The organism is Vibrio sp. NH-7, assembly GCF_053643215.1.
The window spans coordinates 417,322-431,828 of the sequence record NZ_CM132187.1 but is presented as its reverse complement, the minus strand read 5'-3'; the positions used below and the strand labels follow the sequence as shown (position 1 = coordinate 431,828).

Sequence of the window (14,507 nt, the reverse complement as noted above, 5' to 3'; positions counted from 1 at the left end):
AATTATGAGAAATGATGTCCACTTAGGGCACAAAGCACGTAAACGCTTTGGTCAAAACTTCCTGAACGATCCTTACATTATTGATGGGATCGTATCTGCGATTAATCCTAGACCTGGGCAGAATCTTGTAGAGATTGGCCCGGGCCTTGGCGCAATCACGGAGCCTGTTGGCCGTGAAGTTGATAAGTTCACAGTTATTGAGCTTGACCGAGATCTAGCCGAACGTTTACGTAACCACCCTGAATTGGCGGATAAACTCACGATTCATGAAGGCGATGCGATGCGCTTTGACTTCACACAACTAGTGAAGCCAAACAACAAGCTACGCATCTTCGGTAACCTTCCTTACAACATATCCACGCCATTGATGTTCCACTTGTTTGAGTACCATAAAGATGTGCAAGACATGCACTTTATGCTGCAAAAAGAAGTGGTTAACCGCTTAGCGGCAGGACCTGGTACCAAAGCGTATGGTCGTCTAACCGTGATGGCACAATACTACTGTAAAGTGGTCCCTGTTCTCGAAGTGCCACCGACAGCCTTCGTTCCACCACCAAAAGTGGATTCAGCGGTAGTACGCCTAGTTCCATACGAGGAGCTTCCTTATCCGGCGACAAACCTAAACTGGCTTGATCGCGTCTGTCGTGAAGGCTTTAACCAACGCCGCAAAACAGTCCGTAACTGTTACAAAGGCTTGGTTGATGCGGAAACCTTGGAAAGTTTAGATATCAACCCAGGGATGCGTCCGGAGAACCTCACCTTGAAACAGTTTGTTGACTTGGCGAACTGGTTAGATGCCAATCGCAAGTAGTTTCAGTTAAAATCAAAGGGTGATAAACATTGGTTTATCGCCCTTTTTCGACTTTATAAAGGAGTTTACATGGAAGCAGTCCCTTGTATAAAAGTCCAAGTTCACAGCAAGTACATTCCTGAGCAATCTCAACCAGATGCCAATCGCTACCTCTTCGCTTATATGATCACGATTAAAAACCTAAGCAACCAAACGGTTCAGCTTCAGAGCCGACGCTGGTTGATTACAGATGCGAATGGCAAGCAACTGACCATAGAAGGCGATGGAGTTGTGGGTCAACAGCCTTTTATTCCCAGCAATGATGAGTACACCTACAGCAGCGGTACCGCTATTGAAACACCTGTTGGCGTCATGCAAGGTCAATACATGATGTTGGATGAAAAAGGCAATCAGTTCATCGCGGAAATTGATCCATTTCGACTCGCGATTCCTAATATTCTCAACTAATAAACGACAGGGGCGATTTTGGCTACATATATTGTTGGCGATATTCAAGGTTGCTTTGACGAGCTACAACTCCTTCTCAAAGCCGTAAGCTTCAACCCCAAAAAAGACACCCTATGGCTTGCGGGAGATCTGGTAGCTAGAGGTCCTAAATCTTTAGAGACACTAAGATTTGTACGTAGCCTTGGTGACAGCGCTAAAGTCGTGTTAGGTAATCATGATTTACACCTTCTCGCGGTTGCTCTGGGCATCCACAAACTCAAAAACAAAGATAAAACAGCACCAATTTTTGATGCAGAAGACCGCGATGAATTACTCCATTGGCTAAGAAAACAGCCATTACTTGCTGAGCACCCTGAGTTTGTGATGTGTCACGCGGGTGTCTCGCCACAGTGGACACTTGAACAAGCTCGCCAGTACGCGAACGAAGTCGAAGCCTGCCTACGAGGTGATGATTGGACGTGGCTGATCGAAAACATGTACGACAATCAACCTGACTTTTGGCAGGAGACTCTACAAGGTATCGAGCGCTACCGTTATATTATCAATGCATTTACGCGCATGCGCTTTTGCCTTCCTGATGGGCGACTGGATATGGGGTGTAAATTACCACCACGAGAAGTGAGCGGCGATAAGTTTGTTCCTTGGTTTAACCTTAAAGAAAGGATTCCTCTCAGCAAGCCCGTCCTGTTTGGTCACTGGGCTGCACTGGAAGGTTATGACGGTAAAGACGTGATCGGTTTAGATACCGGATGTGTTTGGGGTGGCAGTTTAACGATGCTGCGTTGGGAAGATAAAACGTACTTCACACAGGATGCGTTAGAGCGATAAACAAAAACGGTTGATGCGATAACATCAACCGTTTTTAATTTGAAAAGTCAGTCAATTGCTAGCTGCTCTTTTCCAACACGACAAAACGCATATTATAGGCATTCTTCTCATCTGCGGTAAACGTCTCTGAGTAACACTCTTCGAACTCAGTCCCCCAATCTGGAAACTGTGTATCACCGTCAACACAAGCGTCAATATGGGTCACGTACAACTTATTGGCCAAAGGCAAACAAGCGGCATAAATCGCTCCACCACCAATGATCATGACCTCTTCCACATCACCTGCCGCCTTCAAAGCATCATCAATCGACGTAACCGTAGTCACCCCTTCAATCGTCAGGCTAGCATCTCGGCTAATGACAATGTTCTCGCGACCAGGTAGAGGTCGACCAATCGAGTCATAGGTCTTGCGCCCCATCACGACGGGCTTTCCCGTAGTACAGCGCTTGAACCAGGCAAAATCTGCAGGTAAATGCCAAGGCATTTGATTGTCTTTACCGATAATTCGATCGTTTGCCATGGCAGCGATCATGCTAATGATCATTCACTTACTCCTGAGTTAGACAATGGGCTTACGGCGATAGAATAGCAAGCCAGGCATAGCAAGACCAACTGCTAATCCAGCGATAATAAACATTGCCTTTAAGAAGTTCTCCATCAACATCGCCACCAATTCAGGGCTGTAGCCTCGGTGGTTCAATTCAACTAAAGCGATCATCGCTTTAAAAGCAAATACCCCAGGGACCATTGGAATCAAAGCGGCAACGGTAAATACTTTTGGGTGAGCAAGAAAGCGGTGTGACCAATGAATGCCAACCATACTCACGATCATGGCTGCAAAGAAGGTTGCCCACTCTATCGGAATGCCAAAGTGCATCATCAAGTAACGTGAACCATGACCTATCGCTCCCCCTAACGCACAATACATCAGGGCTTTTTGCGGCACGTTGAAAACCAAAGCAAACCCAACAGCGGGGATTGCAGCAAACAACATGTCGTTGAGCAAACCGAACAGCAGTTCTATTGAGATCATGCTACCCACCCCCAAACACCGACTAAGCTCATGGCGGCTACGATTCCTAAGCTGGTTGCTAAGGTGAGAAGGCTTGCCATAACAAAGCGAGCAATGCCCATATTGATATAGCCCTTGAGCATATCCGCTACAGAGTTAATCAAAGGGAAACCAGGGACGAGCATCAAAACGGATGACGCCATAACAATCGAAGGGGAATTTCCGATTTCGTAGATCACTGCCTGAGCAGAAACAGCGGTAGTGACAAAAGCGGTCGCGGCAAAGTTCAAAAGTGGATTAAAGTGACGATGACCAATTTCTTGTCGAACAACCATACCCGTCGCAGACGCAATAAACGTCATCACAAACACCGCCCAATCTCCCCCAGCTAGACGACTGAACGCCGCGCACGACAAACCGATCATGAATACCACTAACCAGCGGTTATAACGTTCAGGGCTGATCTGGTTGAGTTTCTTCTGAGCCATTGTTGAGTCAATGATGCCACGCTCTAACATAATACAGATGCGCTGAACTTGAGTGATCGCCCGCATGTTGATCCCTCTGTCAGGACATCGGCGAGCGGTCGTGATGCAGTGTTCTTGATAGACAGTCGTTACCACCAAAGAACTGGCAGACAGAGAAACCTCAACTTCATCCATGCCTGATGCCATACCAAAACGGCGCATCAAGTCACCAACTAATGTACTTTCAGCGCCGTGAGCCAACAGCATTTGCCCTGCCTGGGCGATCATGCGGGAAACGGCGCGTTGCTTAGATGCCATATAACAATCCTACTCCTTTAGAATCCGGCTATTGTCCTCGGAATTGAAACATCATGATTTGATTTAGACACAAAAAAGCCGCAATAGTCATTGCGGCTTAGATATAGTTTCACTGATTAGTCACGAACGTAGACAACGTGGCCGTCATCTTCTTCGTCGTCCCAATCATCCCAGTCGTCATCATCTTCAGTGATCACGTCTTTACCAGCCATCGCATCTTTGTGGTAATCATCCCACATGAAGTCAACTTTCTCTTCTTCCGAAAGCTCTTCTTCTTCACGAGGTAGATTTTCCATAAAGTCAGCCAGCTTATAACAAAGCTCTTTAGTGCCTTGACGATTCACCGCTGAAATCTTGTAGTAATCCTCTTCCCAACCAAGTGCATCAAGAATATTTTGGATTACTTCGTTAGCTTCTTCTTCTGGCATCAGATCGACTTTATTGAAGATCAACCAACGTGGTTTATCAGCCAGTTTTTCACTGTACTGCTCAAGCTCATCAATGATCGTCAATGCATTCTGAACAGGATCAGATTGATCAATCGGCATAATGTCGATCATGTGCAGAAGCACTCGACAACGCTCTAGGTGCTTCAAGAAGCGAATGCCAAGTCCAGCACCGTCCGCAGCGCCTTCAATCAAGCCTGGAATATCAGCAACGACAAAGCTCTTCTCAGGGACCACACTCACTACCCCTAGGCTCGGGATAAGTGTTGTAAACGGGTAATCTGCAACTTTTGGTTTCGCCGCAGACACCGCTCGAATAAATGTCGACTTACCCGCATTCGGTAGGCCTAGCATGCCCACATCCGCAAGTAGCAGTAGCTCTAAGCGAATCTCACGGATTTCACCTTTAGTACCTAGCGTCTTTTGACGTGGCGCTCGGTTTACTGACGATTTAAAACGCGTGTTACCCAGACCATGCCAACCGCCTTTCGCAATCATCACTTTCTTACCATGCTCCGCCACTTCCGCAACGATTTCATTGGTATGGATATCAACTGCACGTGTACCAACTGGAACACGCAATACATTGTCTTTGCCGCGCTTACCTGTACAGTTACCACCGCGACCGTTTTCACCACGTTCTGCTTCATAGAAGCGTTGGAAACGGTAATCGATCAAGGTATTTAGGTTTTCGTCAGCTTGGATGTATACATCGCCGCCATCGCCACCATCACCACCATCAGGGCCACCTTTCGCAACGAATTTCTCTCGCCAGAAACTCACTACACCGTTACCGCCATCACCGGCTTGAACTTTTACTACCGCTTCATCAACGAATTTCATCTCTTACTCCGCCCTTTTGCTATGTGTCATAGCTGCGTTGCAAATATCATCTCAAACTCCACCAAGGTGAAGTGAATGATACAAATTCTAGCAGATTCCAATCTCAGACTGATCACCTTAGATCTGTAATGTTCTGCTACTGGAACAAATATGAAGGGACTCTTTACCAGAGTGCCTTAGTATTCATTCCGCAATGCTGGCAAACTCAAGTCGCCATAAATAAAAAACCCCGCCGAATCGGCAGGGCTTTTGAATTCAGCTTGAAAGCTAATGAATAAATTAAACTGGGTTTAATTACTCAGCTTCGATGCTAACGAATTTACGGTTTTTAGGACCTTTCACTTCGAACTTCACTTTACCTTCAGTAAGAGCGAATAGAGTGTGGTCTTTACCGATACCAACGTTAGTACCAGCGTGGAACTTAGTACCACGTTGACGAACGATGATGTTACCTGCAAGAACAGACTCACCACCGAAACGCTTAACACCTAGACGTTTGCTTTCTGAATCGCGGCCGTTACGAGTAGAACCACCAGCTTTTTTGTGTGCCATTGTTAAACTCTCCTAATCGATTAAGCGTTGATACCAGTGATTTTCACTTCCGTGAACCACTGACGGTGACCTTGTTGCTTACGAGAGTGCTTACGACGACGGAACTTAACGATTTTAACTTTATCGCCACGACCGTGTTGTACAACTTCAGCAACTACTTTACCGCCCTCTACTAGAGGAGCACCAACTTTAACATCTTCGCCGTTAGCAACAAGAAGAACTTTATCAAATTCTACAGTTGCACCAGTTTCAACGTCTAATTTCTCTAAACGAAGAGTTTGACCTTCGCTTACACGGTGTTGTTTACCACCAGATTGGAAAACAGCGTACATATCTTACTCCGCTTTTTCCGCACAGCCATATGCATATTAAATGAGCATCTTGGGTGTGCGCTAAACTAATCATCAATAGGGCGCAGATTCTACAGAAGAGATCTCCCTATGACAAGCCATATTTTGAAAAAATTGGCGAAAAGCTGTTCGCCAATTAAAAGTGCGGCAATCATGCCCGTTAAGCATGTATTAATCAACGTTTTTTAGTGTATTATTCAGCGATTAAAGCAGATAAGAAGACCTTACAAGTTCTAACTTCAGCCGGATTTACCATGGATTTTAAAGCTATCCAAGCGCTAACTGCCGATGACATGGCAAAAGTGAATGAAACAATTCACGCCCAACTCAACTCAGACGTATCTTTAATCAACCAATTAGGTTTTTACATCATTAGTGGTGGTGGTAAGCGCATACGTCCATTGTTAGCAGTATTATCTGCTCGCGCTTTGGGTTATCAAGGAAACGCTCATACAACGGCAGCAGCCTTTATTGAGTTCATTCATACGGCGACGCTATTGCACGATGACGTCGTTGATGAATCTGACATGCGCCGCGGCAAAGCGACCGCAAATGCGGCATTTGGTAATGCTGCTAGCGTATTAGTTGGTGACTTTATCTACACACGCTCTTTTCAGATGATGACAGAGCTAGGATCCATGAAGATCCTTAAGCTCATGAGTGATGCGGTTAACGTGATTGCAGAAGGTGAAGTTCAGCAGTTAATGAACTGCAACGATCCTGACACAACTGAAGAGATCTATATGGACGTGATCTATTCAAAAACGGCACGTCTGTTTGAAGCCGCGACACAGATCGGTGCGATTCTTAATGACGCGCCTGAAGACGTGGAAACTGCCCTACAAAACTACGGCAAATATTTAGGCACGGCATTCCAGCTCATTGACGATGTTATGGACTACACGTCAGACGGAGAAGAAATGGGGAAAAATGTCGGCGATGATCTTGCAGAAGGTAAACCGACTCTGCCTCTGCTATACGCGATGCGTCATGGCAATGAAGCGCAAGTTGCCATGATTCGTGAAGCAATTGAAAAAGCGAATGGCATGGAAAAACTCACTGAGATTCTAGCGGCCATGGAAGAAACTGGCTCGTTAGAGTACACACGCCAAAAAGCTTACCAAGAAGCGGACAAAGCCATTGCAGAGCTTAGCGTGCTTGAAGAGTCTGAGTATAAGCAAGCGCTAGTCACACTCGCACATATGGCGGTTCACCGAACCAGTTAAGCGTGCAGTGCCTAAAAACAGCAGATACAACAACGGGAACCTTAGGTTCCCGTTTTACCTCTTTAGGTGAGGTATTCCAGATCAGCAATTGCGAAGGTAAATTGACTGGCTATCTTCCATAGGAGTCTATCGCTCATCTCGGTTCGATAACCCTACCCGCCTAAACACATTAGCAATGAAACTTTGGTTTAGATGCAAAATTAGTATATTTTGTGAGCGATATATTTTTTAATAAAATTAAATAATCATCGTTACATTTTCGCTCACCAACATTACCGCAATAGAGTTAAGTGTCATTCAACTGTCACCTGAATGTCATTCAGAACTCACTAAGTTGAAGCTTCCCTGTCACAACTTCCTCATACCCTCTTCTACAGAACTCAATCATCTGTGAGGATATATGGAAGTTTCGAGCCCTTTTCGTCTCCCTCAAAAAACACCATTCCGCTTAGGCGAACAGTTTACCGAGTGGGCCACTGGCCTGTCTCAGTTAGATAAGTTTTATGCCCAACGCCCAGCAGGCTGCTCCACTCAAGCATTTCTCCGCTTTACTTTAGAAGTGCTAGGGATCGACTACCAAGTCATAAAAGGTGGGCTTGGAAACATTCCATCATCGGGCGCAACCGTCGTGGTCGCTAACCACCCACTTGGTTGTGTGGAAGGCGTGATCCTTGCAGAGCTTTTGTTGCAAGTGCGACCTGATGTTCAAATTCTCGCCAACCACCATCTTAAAACCGTACCTGAGCTAGACGAATTATTCATTGGCGTCGATGTGTTTGAGAGCAATACCGCTAAACAGGCCAATTTAAAGGCGCTTCGCCATGCTCACCAACACCTAGAACAAGGTGGACTCCTCTTGTTATTCCCAGCAGGCGAAGTTTCTCAACTCATCGACAGCAAAGAAGCGTATTTAGAAGACAAGCAATGGAGCCGGTCGGTCAGTCGCCTGATTCGAAAGTCCTCAGCCACCGCCGTTCCGGTTTTTATCGATGGTCAAAACTCGAAACGCTTTTATTTCGCTGGCAAAGTTCACCCACTACTAAGAACTTTGATGTTAGGGCGTGAGCTGCTCAACAAACGGGAGCAATGCATCCACATCTCGCTGGGCAATGCGATTCAATATAGAGAACTCAAAGGGCTCAGCGATGATCAGATGACTCAATATTTGCGTCTTAATACCTATGTGCTTCAAAGCCCAACGACCTCCGCCCGACATCGGCAACAAACGCCGATTGAACCCATAGCCCAACCACTGCCTTTAGTGGATCGATTAAATGATCTTGCACGTCTGCATGAAGATCACCATTTACTGTCTAGTGGCGACTTTGATGTATATTGCTGCCGATCTGACGAAATCCCTGAGCTGATGCATGAAATTGGCCGTTTACGTGAAACCAATTTCAGGAAAGTTGGAGAAGGCACAGGCCGCAGCATTGATCTTGATGAATTTGATCGAGACTACTTACAGCTGTTTATTTGGGATAAACAACACCAACGCCTGGTTGGGGCATACAGACTCGGACTAGTCGATAAACTCATTGAAAAAGGTGGGTTATCAACACTGTATTCGAAAACACTCTTCCGGTTTGACCAACCCTTTATTGACAGTATGGGCTCGGCTATTGAAATGGGGCGCTCTGTAATCGATGAACACTACCAAAAAACCATGGCTCCCCTATTGTTGCTCTGGAAAGGCATCGCCACTTTTGTTCAGCGCAACCCTCACTACACTCACCTATTTGGTCCAGTCAGCATCAGCAACGACTACAGTGAACAAGCAAGGCAACTGCTAGCAGAAACCATGACGCTGCATTATTACAACTCTGACGTTGCCGAATTTGTTACGCCTTCAAATCCACTCCCGACAAAGAGTCATCACTGGAATACTTCCATGCTGACTGCTTTAGGTGATATTCAACTACTCTCGAAAGTTATTTCACGTATGGATGAGGGTAAAGGCGTGCCGGTTTTACTGCGCCAATATCTTGGATTGAATGGAAAGCTGATCGCTTTCAACGTCGATCCCGCCTTCAACAACGCGCTAGACGGTTTGATCATGGTCGATCTTAGAGATGTTCCAGTAAAAACCTTAGCACGGTACATGGGAGTGCAACACGCTCAGCAATATCTCTCTTATCACGCCGATCGCTAACCATGCTCAGTGCTGCGTGACCTATGCAGCACTTTTACTATCAAGATAATCTTCTTTTAGTGCCTCTATTTGTGCTCATATATTGCACAACTATCACTTACCACTATGCACTCTCACCATGAAGTGTTTCCAACGTGGCACCTTATCTTATAAAGCAGCGGCTCAGTAGAACAAAATTAGATTGACGAAAAATTCACCAAAGGAAAAGCTAGCCTTTGATGATAAACACAACAACAAGGAAGTCGTAAAGTCATGCTGCCAAAACAAAAATTCCTCCGTCCGTTGCTAATAGGCGCCGCCACGCTCTCTTTAGCGTCCGCCTCATTTGTCAGTTTTGCCGCCGATAAAGTCTACCGCCTAAAACTTGCCGAAACATGGGGACCAAACACCCCTATCTTGGGCGATGCGACAAAAAATATGGCGAAGCTGGCAGAAGAGATGTCCAATGGACGCCTGCAAATTCGCATCGATTCTGCCAATAAACACAAAGCCCCTCTGGGTATTTTTGACATGGTTAAATCTGGCCAATACGACTTGGGGCATTCCAGCTCTTATTACTGGAAGGGCAAAGTACCCAACACCCTATACTTCTCTTCTATGCCATTTGGCATGATTTCAACAGAGCAGTACGCTTGGTTCTACCGCGGAGGCGGTATGGAATTGATGGAAAAAGTCTACGCTCCGCATAACTTGCTCTCTTTCCCTGGGGGTAACTCCGATATTCAAATGGGTGGATGGTTTAAAAAAGAGATCAACTCAGTCGACGATCTGAAAGGGCTAAAAATCCGCATTCCAGGGTTTGCAGGAGAAGTGATGGCAAAAGTCGGCGCTGCGCCAACGAATATTGCCCCTGGTGAGCTGTATACCTCATTAGAACGTGGGACCATTGACGCTCTAGAGTGGGTAGGTCCTGCATTCGATTTACGTATGGGCTTTCAAAAAATCGCTCCGTACTACTACACCGCATGGCATGAGCCTGGTTCGGAAACCCAATTCCTAGTAAACAAAAACAAATGGGATTCCTTACCAAAAGATCTGCAAACGATCTTAGAAACCGCGTTCCGCGTCGCTGCATTTGATATGTACACTCAAGCCGTCGATGCCAATGCAAACAGCTGGGCAACCATGAGCGCTGAATACCCTGACATCAAGGTTCGAGACTTCCCACCAGAAGTACTCAAAGCGATGCAAACAGCCACCGCTGAGTTACTCGAAGAGCAAGCGAACAGTGACGCTCTCGCCAAAGAGATTATTGAGTCGCAAAAGCAATACCTAACGAAAGTACGCGCTTGGACCGATATTTCTTCAAAAGCGTATCTTGAGGCTAACTAGCGAATAAATGGCAAGGGCAACCTTGCCATTTTTCAACCAGCACATCAGATTATCCAACCTCACTTACGTCACCCATTTATGTTGCTAAATTTCACAAAACAGCAAAATAAGACGTAGATCACAATGCACATTTAGATAGCACCACGGTGAAACGTGATAAAAATCTCACTTTAAGTTTATTCGATAAAAACAAAAACAATAAAGGTGATTTAGATCACCATATATTTAAATTTTCAAATTTTTAAAATGAGATCTTAGTTATTTAATTTTTATTGACAAATTTAAAGTTTAAAATTTGTATTAAAATTACGTTGTAAAAACGAGACGAAAATCACGAAGAAATACGTTGGAGGTAGGTGTTTACGAGGTGGTGATCACAAAAAACCCGTCGTCAGTTCCAGAATGAATTTGTGTGGTAAATTGATTGAGAACTAAGCAATCAAGCGGTTTTGGCGAACCGTACTACTACAATATTCATCAGAACATCGAACGGGGAACTGTTATGATATCACCAGATGCTAAGATCAAGATACAAAATTTTGGTCGTTTTCTATCTAACATGGTAATGCCTAACATCGGCGCGTTTATCGCGTGGGGCTTTATCACTGCTCTATTTATCCCAACTGGATGGCTACCTAACGAAACGTTAGCCTCTATGGTTGGTCCTATGATTACCTACTTGCTGCCACTACTTATCGGTTACACCGGTGGTAAATTAGTTGGCGGCGATCGCGGTGCGGTCGTCGGCGCAATCACAACAATGGGTGTCATTGTCGGTACCGACATCCCAATGTTTATGGGTGCGATGATGGTTGGCCCGATGGGCGGCTGGGCTATCAAGAAATTCGATAACTACATCGACGGTAAAGTAAAAAGCGGCTTTGAAATGTTGGTCAACAACTTCTCTGCCGGCATCATCGGCATGGCGTGTGCGATCCTCGCTTTCTTCTTTATCGGGCCATTTGTCAAAGTGTTATCTGGCGGCTTGGCTGCTGGCGTAAACTTCCTGGTGTCAGCGCACTTACTGCCTTTAACCTCTATTTTTGTTGAACCAGCAAAGATCCTGTTCCTAAATAACGCGATCAACCACGGAATTTTCTCTCCACTGGGTATTCAACAAGCTTCTGAAGCTGGTCAATCGATCTTCTTCCTAATCGAAGCAAACCCAGGTCCTGGTCTAGGTATCCTTCTAACGTACATGGTGTTTGGTAAGGGTACAGCTCGTCAAACAGCAGGTGGTGCATCAATCATCCACTTCTTCGGCGGGATCCACGAAATTTACTTCCCATACATCCTAATGAACCCTCGTCTAATCCTTGCAGCTATTGCTGGTGGTATGACTGGCGTATTCGTTCTAACTATCTTTAACGCAGGTATCGTTTCTCCAGCATCACCAGGTTCAATCTTTGCAATCTTGTTGATGACTCAGAAAGGCTCAATCGTAGGTGTACTCGCATCTATCGCAGCAGCAACAGGTGTGTCATTCGCCGTAGCAGCACTACTAATGAAGACGCAAACGTCAACAGAAGAAGACGGTGATGAAGCTGCACTAGAGAAAGCAACATCACAAATGAAAGACATGAAATCTGCATCTAAAAACGATGCGGTGGTAAACAGCCAAAGCAAAGGTGACGTAGATCTCGCGACAGTACAAAGCATCATTGTCGCTTGTGATGCGGGCATGGGCTCGAGTGCAATGGGCGCGAGTATGCTACGCAAAAAGGTTCAAGACGCAGGTCTGAACATCCACGTAACCAACCTTGCCATTAACAGCTTACCAGAGAGTGCAGATATCGTGATTACTCATAAAGACTTAACGGATCGTGCACGTAAGCATGCTCCAAACGCACACCACATTTCATTGACGAACTTCCTAGACAGCGAAATGTACAACCAGCTAGTCACCAAACTACTAGCAGCACAAAACCAATCCGCAGCCAATGACGACCAGATGGTAAAAGTGTCCGTCATGGCGGCGAACGACGACAGCTTTGAGCCACAACAACCATCGGTATTCCAAATCCAGCGTGAGAACATTCACCTAGGTTTGAAAGCAGCCAATAAAGAAGAAGCCATTCGCTTTGCAGGCAACAAATTGGTTGAACTTGGCTACGCAGAACCAGAATACGTAGACGCGATGTTTGAACGTGAAGCATTGGTTCCCACTTACCTAGGCGAATCTATAGCAGTACCTCACGGCACGGTAGAAGCGAAAGACCGCGTGAAGAAAACCGGCATTGTAATCTGCCAATACCCATCGGGTATCCAATTTACTGAAGACGACGATGATGTAGCGAAACTGGTTATCGGCATTGCCGCTAAGAACGATGAGCACATCCAGGTGATTACCACCATTACCAACGCGCTCGATGAGCCGGAGTCGATTGAAAAGCTAACCAGCACCAACGATGTGGAAGAGATTCTAAACATCCTTGGCGGCCAGCAAGCGGCTTAATCACTCCCTTTAATTTGCTCCTGAGCAAACCGAGGTCAGCTGTCACCCCCTATGCGGTTGGCCTCACCCTAAATTCGTTTAGTCAACATTTCAGACATTGGTAGGTAAGAACTATGAAAAACGCAGTTCATTTTGGCGCAGGTAACATTGGTCGTGGCTTCATCGGTAAACTATTAGCAGACGCAGAAGTCGAGGTGACATTTGCAGACGTTGATGCACCACTCGTCGATCAGCTGAGCCACAAGCAAGAATACAAAGTAAAAGTGGTCGGTACTGAGTGCCAAATCGACACAGTAACTCACGTCACCGCAGTTAACTCAGCCAGTGAAGATGTCATCGACCGCATTGTAAAAACCGAGTTGGTAACAACAGCAGTGGGCCCTAACGTACTGGACATCATTGCAAAAACCATCGCGACCGGCATTGCTAAGCGCTTTGCAGCAGGTAACGATAAACCATTGAACATCATCGCGTGTGAAAACATGGTTCGTGGCACCACACACCTAAAAGGTGAAGTGTACAAACACTTGGATGAATCATTGCACGCAAAAGCAGACGAGCTCGTTGGCTTTGTCGATTCAGCGGTAGACCGCATCGTGCCACCAGCAGAAGCGGCGAACGATGATCCACTAGAAGTGACGGTAGAAAGCTTTAGCGAATGGATTGTGGATGAACAGCAATTCAAGGGCGAAATCCCTGACATCGCAGGCATGGAAAAAACCAACAACCTAATGGCGTTTGTAGAGCGTAAGCTGTTCACACTCAATACAGGTCACTGCATTACCGCTTACCTAGGTTGCTTGAAAGGCCATCGCACCATTCGTGAAGCGATTGAAGATCCAAGCATTCACGCTGAAGTGAAACAGGCGATGCAAGAAAGTGGAGAAGTACTGATCAAACGCTACGGCTTTGATCGCGACATGCACAATGCGTACATCGAAAAGATCCTAGGTCGTTTCGCCAACCCATTCTTAGTCGATGAAGTTGACCGTGTCGGCCGTCAACCAATTCGTAAATTGGGTGCTAACGATAGATTAGTGAAGCCGTTACTCGGTACAATTGAGTATGGCACTGAAAATCAAACACTTTTGAAAGGCATTGCCGCTGCGTTGAAGTACACTAACGACACCGACCCACAAGCAGTAGAACTGCAAACCTCATTAAAAGAAGTGGGTGTGAAGCAGACGCTAGCAAAATACACTGGGCTAGCGGAAGAGAGTCTCGAAGTGGCAAACATCGAATCCATTTTCGAAACATTATAATAAAAC

At 45.8% G+C, this 14,507-nt stretch carries 14 protein-coding genes; 8 read left to right on the top strand and 6 right to left on the bottom strand.

Annotation, left to right across the window (positions count from 1 at the left end):
* The first annotated feature begins 4 nt into the window (after positions 1 to 4).
* The 3 genes from rsmA to apaH all read left to right on the top strand — a co-directional run bounded on the left by rsmA (position 5) and on the right by apaH (position 2,086).
* Positions 5 to 811: a 16S rRNA (adenine(1518)-N(6)/adenine(1519)-N(6))-dimethyltransferase RsmA gene (gene rsmA / locus ACUALS_RS02260; protein ID WP_005476881.1), complete on the top strand. Its 807-nt coding sequence runs from the start codon at positions 5 to 7 to the stop codon at positions 809 to 811.
* Positions 812 to 880: 69 nt separating this feature from the next.
* Complete coding sequence (gene apaG, locus ACUALS_RS02255; protein WP_005476879.1) at positions 881 to 1,258, top strand: Co2+/Mg2+ efflux protein ApaG; 378 nt, start codon at positions 881 to 883, stop codon at positions 1,256 to 1,258.
* A gap of 18 nt (positions 1,259 to 1,276) precedes the next feature.
* Positions 1,277 to 2,086, top strand: a complete 810-nt coding sequence (apaH, locus tag ACUALS_RS02250; protein WP_454448769.1) for a bis(5'-nucleosyl)-tetraphosphatase (symmetrical) ApaH — start codon at positions 1,277 to 1,279, stop codon at positions 2,084 to 2,086.
* 58 nt (positions 2,087 to 2,144) lie between these two features.
* Here apaH and folA read toward each other — a convergent pair whose 3' ends face one another.
* From folA to rplU, 6 genes are all read right to left on the bottom strand, one after another.
* Positions 2,145 to 2,630: a type 3 dihydrofolate reductase gene (gene folA / locus ACUALS_RS02245; protein WP_454448768.1), complete on the bottom strand. Its 486-nt coding sequence runs from the start codon at positions 2,628 to 2,630 to the stop codon at positions 2,145 to 2,147.
* Positions 2,631 to 2,645: 15 nt separating this feature from the next.
* The gene (locus ACUALS_RS02240) at positions 2,646 to 3,119 is read right to left on the bottom strand and encodes a threonine/serine exporter family protein (protein ID WP_039478093.1); all 474 of its coding nucleotides are present in this window, start codon (positions 3,117 to 3,119) and stop codon (positions 2,646 to 2,648) included.
* Positions 3,116 to 3,883: a threonine/serine exporter family protein gene (locus tag ACUALS_RS02235; protein ID WP_039478094.1), complete on the bottom strand. Its 768-nt coding sequence runs from the start codon at positions 3,881 to 3,883 to the stop codon at positions 3,116 to 3,118. Before ACUALS_RS02235 ends, ACUALS_RS02240 begins: the two co-directional genes overlap by 4 nt.
* 116 nt (positions 3,884 to 3,999) lie before the next feature.
* On the bottom strand, positions 4,000 to 5,172 hold the full coding sequence (cgtA, locus tag ACUALS_RS02230) for an Obg family GTPase CgtA (RefSeq protein ID WP_038191352.1): 1,173 nt from the start codon (positions 5,170 to 5,172) through the stop codon (positions 4,000 to 4,002).
* Between the two features lie 294 nt (positions 5,173 to 5,466).
* A complete protein-coding gene (gene rpmA / locus ACUALS_RS02225) occupies positions 5,467 to 5,724 on the bottom strand; it encodes a 50S ribosomal protein L27 (protein ID WP_004409945.1) in 258 nt (85 codons plus the stop codon).
* A gap of 20 nt (positions 5,725 to 5,744) precedes the next feature.
* Entirely contained in the window at positions 5,745 to 6,056 is a 312-nt protein-coding gene (gene rplU, locus ACUALS_RS02220; protein WP_008072988.1) for a 50S ribosomal protein L21, read from the bottom strand.
* A 272-nt stretch (positions 6,057 to 6,328) separates the two neighbouring features.
* Here rplU and ispB point away from each other — a divergent pair, with 272 nt between their 5' ends.
* The 5 genes from ispB to ACUALS_RS02195 all read left to right on the top strand — a co-directional run bounded on the left by ispB (position 6,329) and on the right by ACUALS_RS02195 (position 14,501).
* Positions 6,329 to 7,300: an octaprenyl diphosphate synthase gene (ispB, locus tag ACUALS_RS02215; protein ID WP_038137724.1), complete on the top strand. Its 972-nt coding sequence runs from the start codon at positions 6,329 to 6,331 to the stop codon at positions 7,298 to 7,300.
* Positions 7,301 to 7,700: 400 nt separating this feature from the next.
* Positions 7,701 to 9,452, top strand: a complete 1,752-nt coding sequence (locus tag ACUALS_RS02210; RefSeq protein WP_454448767.1) for a lysophospholipid acyltransferase family protein — start codon at positions 7,701 to 7,703, stop codon at positions 9,450 to 9,452.
* Between the two features lie 252 nt (positions 9,453 to 9,704).
* The gene (locus ACUALS_RS02205; RefSeq protein WP_005475213.1) at positions 9,705 to 10,784 is read left to right on the top strand and encodes a TRAP transporter substrate-binding protein; all 1,080 of its coding nucleotides are present in this window, start codon (positions 9,705 to 9,707) and stop codon (positions 10,782 to 10,784) included.
* 502 nt (positions 10,785 to 11,286) lie between these two features.
* A complete protein-coding gene (locus tag ACUALS_RS02200) occupies positions 11,287 to 13,239 on the top strand; it encodes a PTS mannitol transporter subunit IICBA (RefSeq protein WP_454448766.1) in 1,953 nt (650 codons plus the stop codon).
* A 113-nt stretch (positions 13,240 to 13,352) separates the two neighbouring features.
* Positions 13,353 to 14,501, top strand: a complete 1,149-nt coding sequence (locus ACUALS_RS02195; protein WP_331399878.1) for a mannitol-1-phosphate 5-dehydrogenase — start codon at positions 13,353 to 13,355, stop codon at positions 14,499 to 14,501.
* The last annotated feature ends 6 nt before the right edge of the window (positions 14,502 to 14,507 follow it).

Bases quoted from the DNA above. Each gene is read 5' to 3' on its own strand.
- cgtA (WP_038191352.1), bottom strand. From the start codon at position 5,172: ATGAAATTCGTTGATGAAGCGGTAGTAAAAGTTCAAGCCGGTGATGGC.
- ACUALS_RS02210 (WP_454448767.1), top strand. From the start codon at position 7,701: ATGGAAGTTTCGAGCCCTTTTCGTCTCCCTCAAAAAACACCATTCCGC.
- ACUALS_RS02240 (WP_039478093.1), bottom strand. From the start codon at position 3,119: ATGATCTCAATAGAACTGCTGTTCGGTTTGCTCAACGACATGTTGTTT.
- rplU (WP_008072988.1), bottom strand. From the start codon at position 6,056: ATGTACGCTGTTTTCCAATCTGGTGGTAAACAACACCGTGTAAGCGAA.
- folA (WP_454448768.1), bottom strand. From the start codon at position 2,630: ATGATCATTAGCATGATCGCTGCCATGGCAAACGATCGAATTATCGGT.
- ACUALS_RS02200 (WP_454448766.1), top strand. From the start codon at position 11,287: ATGATATCACCAGATGCTAAGATCAAGATACAAAATTTTGGTCGTTTT.
- ACUALS_RS02195 (WP_331399878.1), top strand. From the start codon at position 13,353: ATGAAAAACGCAGTTCATTTTGGCGCAGGTAACATTGGTCGTGGCTTC.
- ACUALS_RS02205 (WP_005475213.1), top strand. From the start codon at position 9,705: ATGCTGCCAAAACAAAAATTCCTCCGTCCGTTGCTAATAGGCGCCGCC.
- ACUALS_RS02235 (WP_039478094.1), bottom strand. From the start codon at position 3,883: ATGGCATCTAAGCAACGCGCCGTTTCCCGCATGATCGCCCAGGCAGGG.
- rpmA (WP_004409945.1), bottom strand. From the start codon at position 5,724: ATGGCACACAAAAAAGCTGGTGGTTCTACTCGTAACGGCCGCGATTCA.
- apaG (WP_005476879.1), top strand. From the start codon at position 881: ATGGAAGCAGTCCCTTGTATAAAAGTCCAAGTTCACAGCAAGTACATT.
- ispB (WP_038137724.1), top strand. From the start codon at position 6,329: ATGGATTTTAAAGCTATCCAAGCGCTAACTGCCGATGACATGGCAAAA.
- rsmA (WP_005476881.1), top strand. From the start codon at position 5: ATGAGAAATGATGTCCACTTAGGGCACAAAGCACGTAAACGCTTTGGT.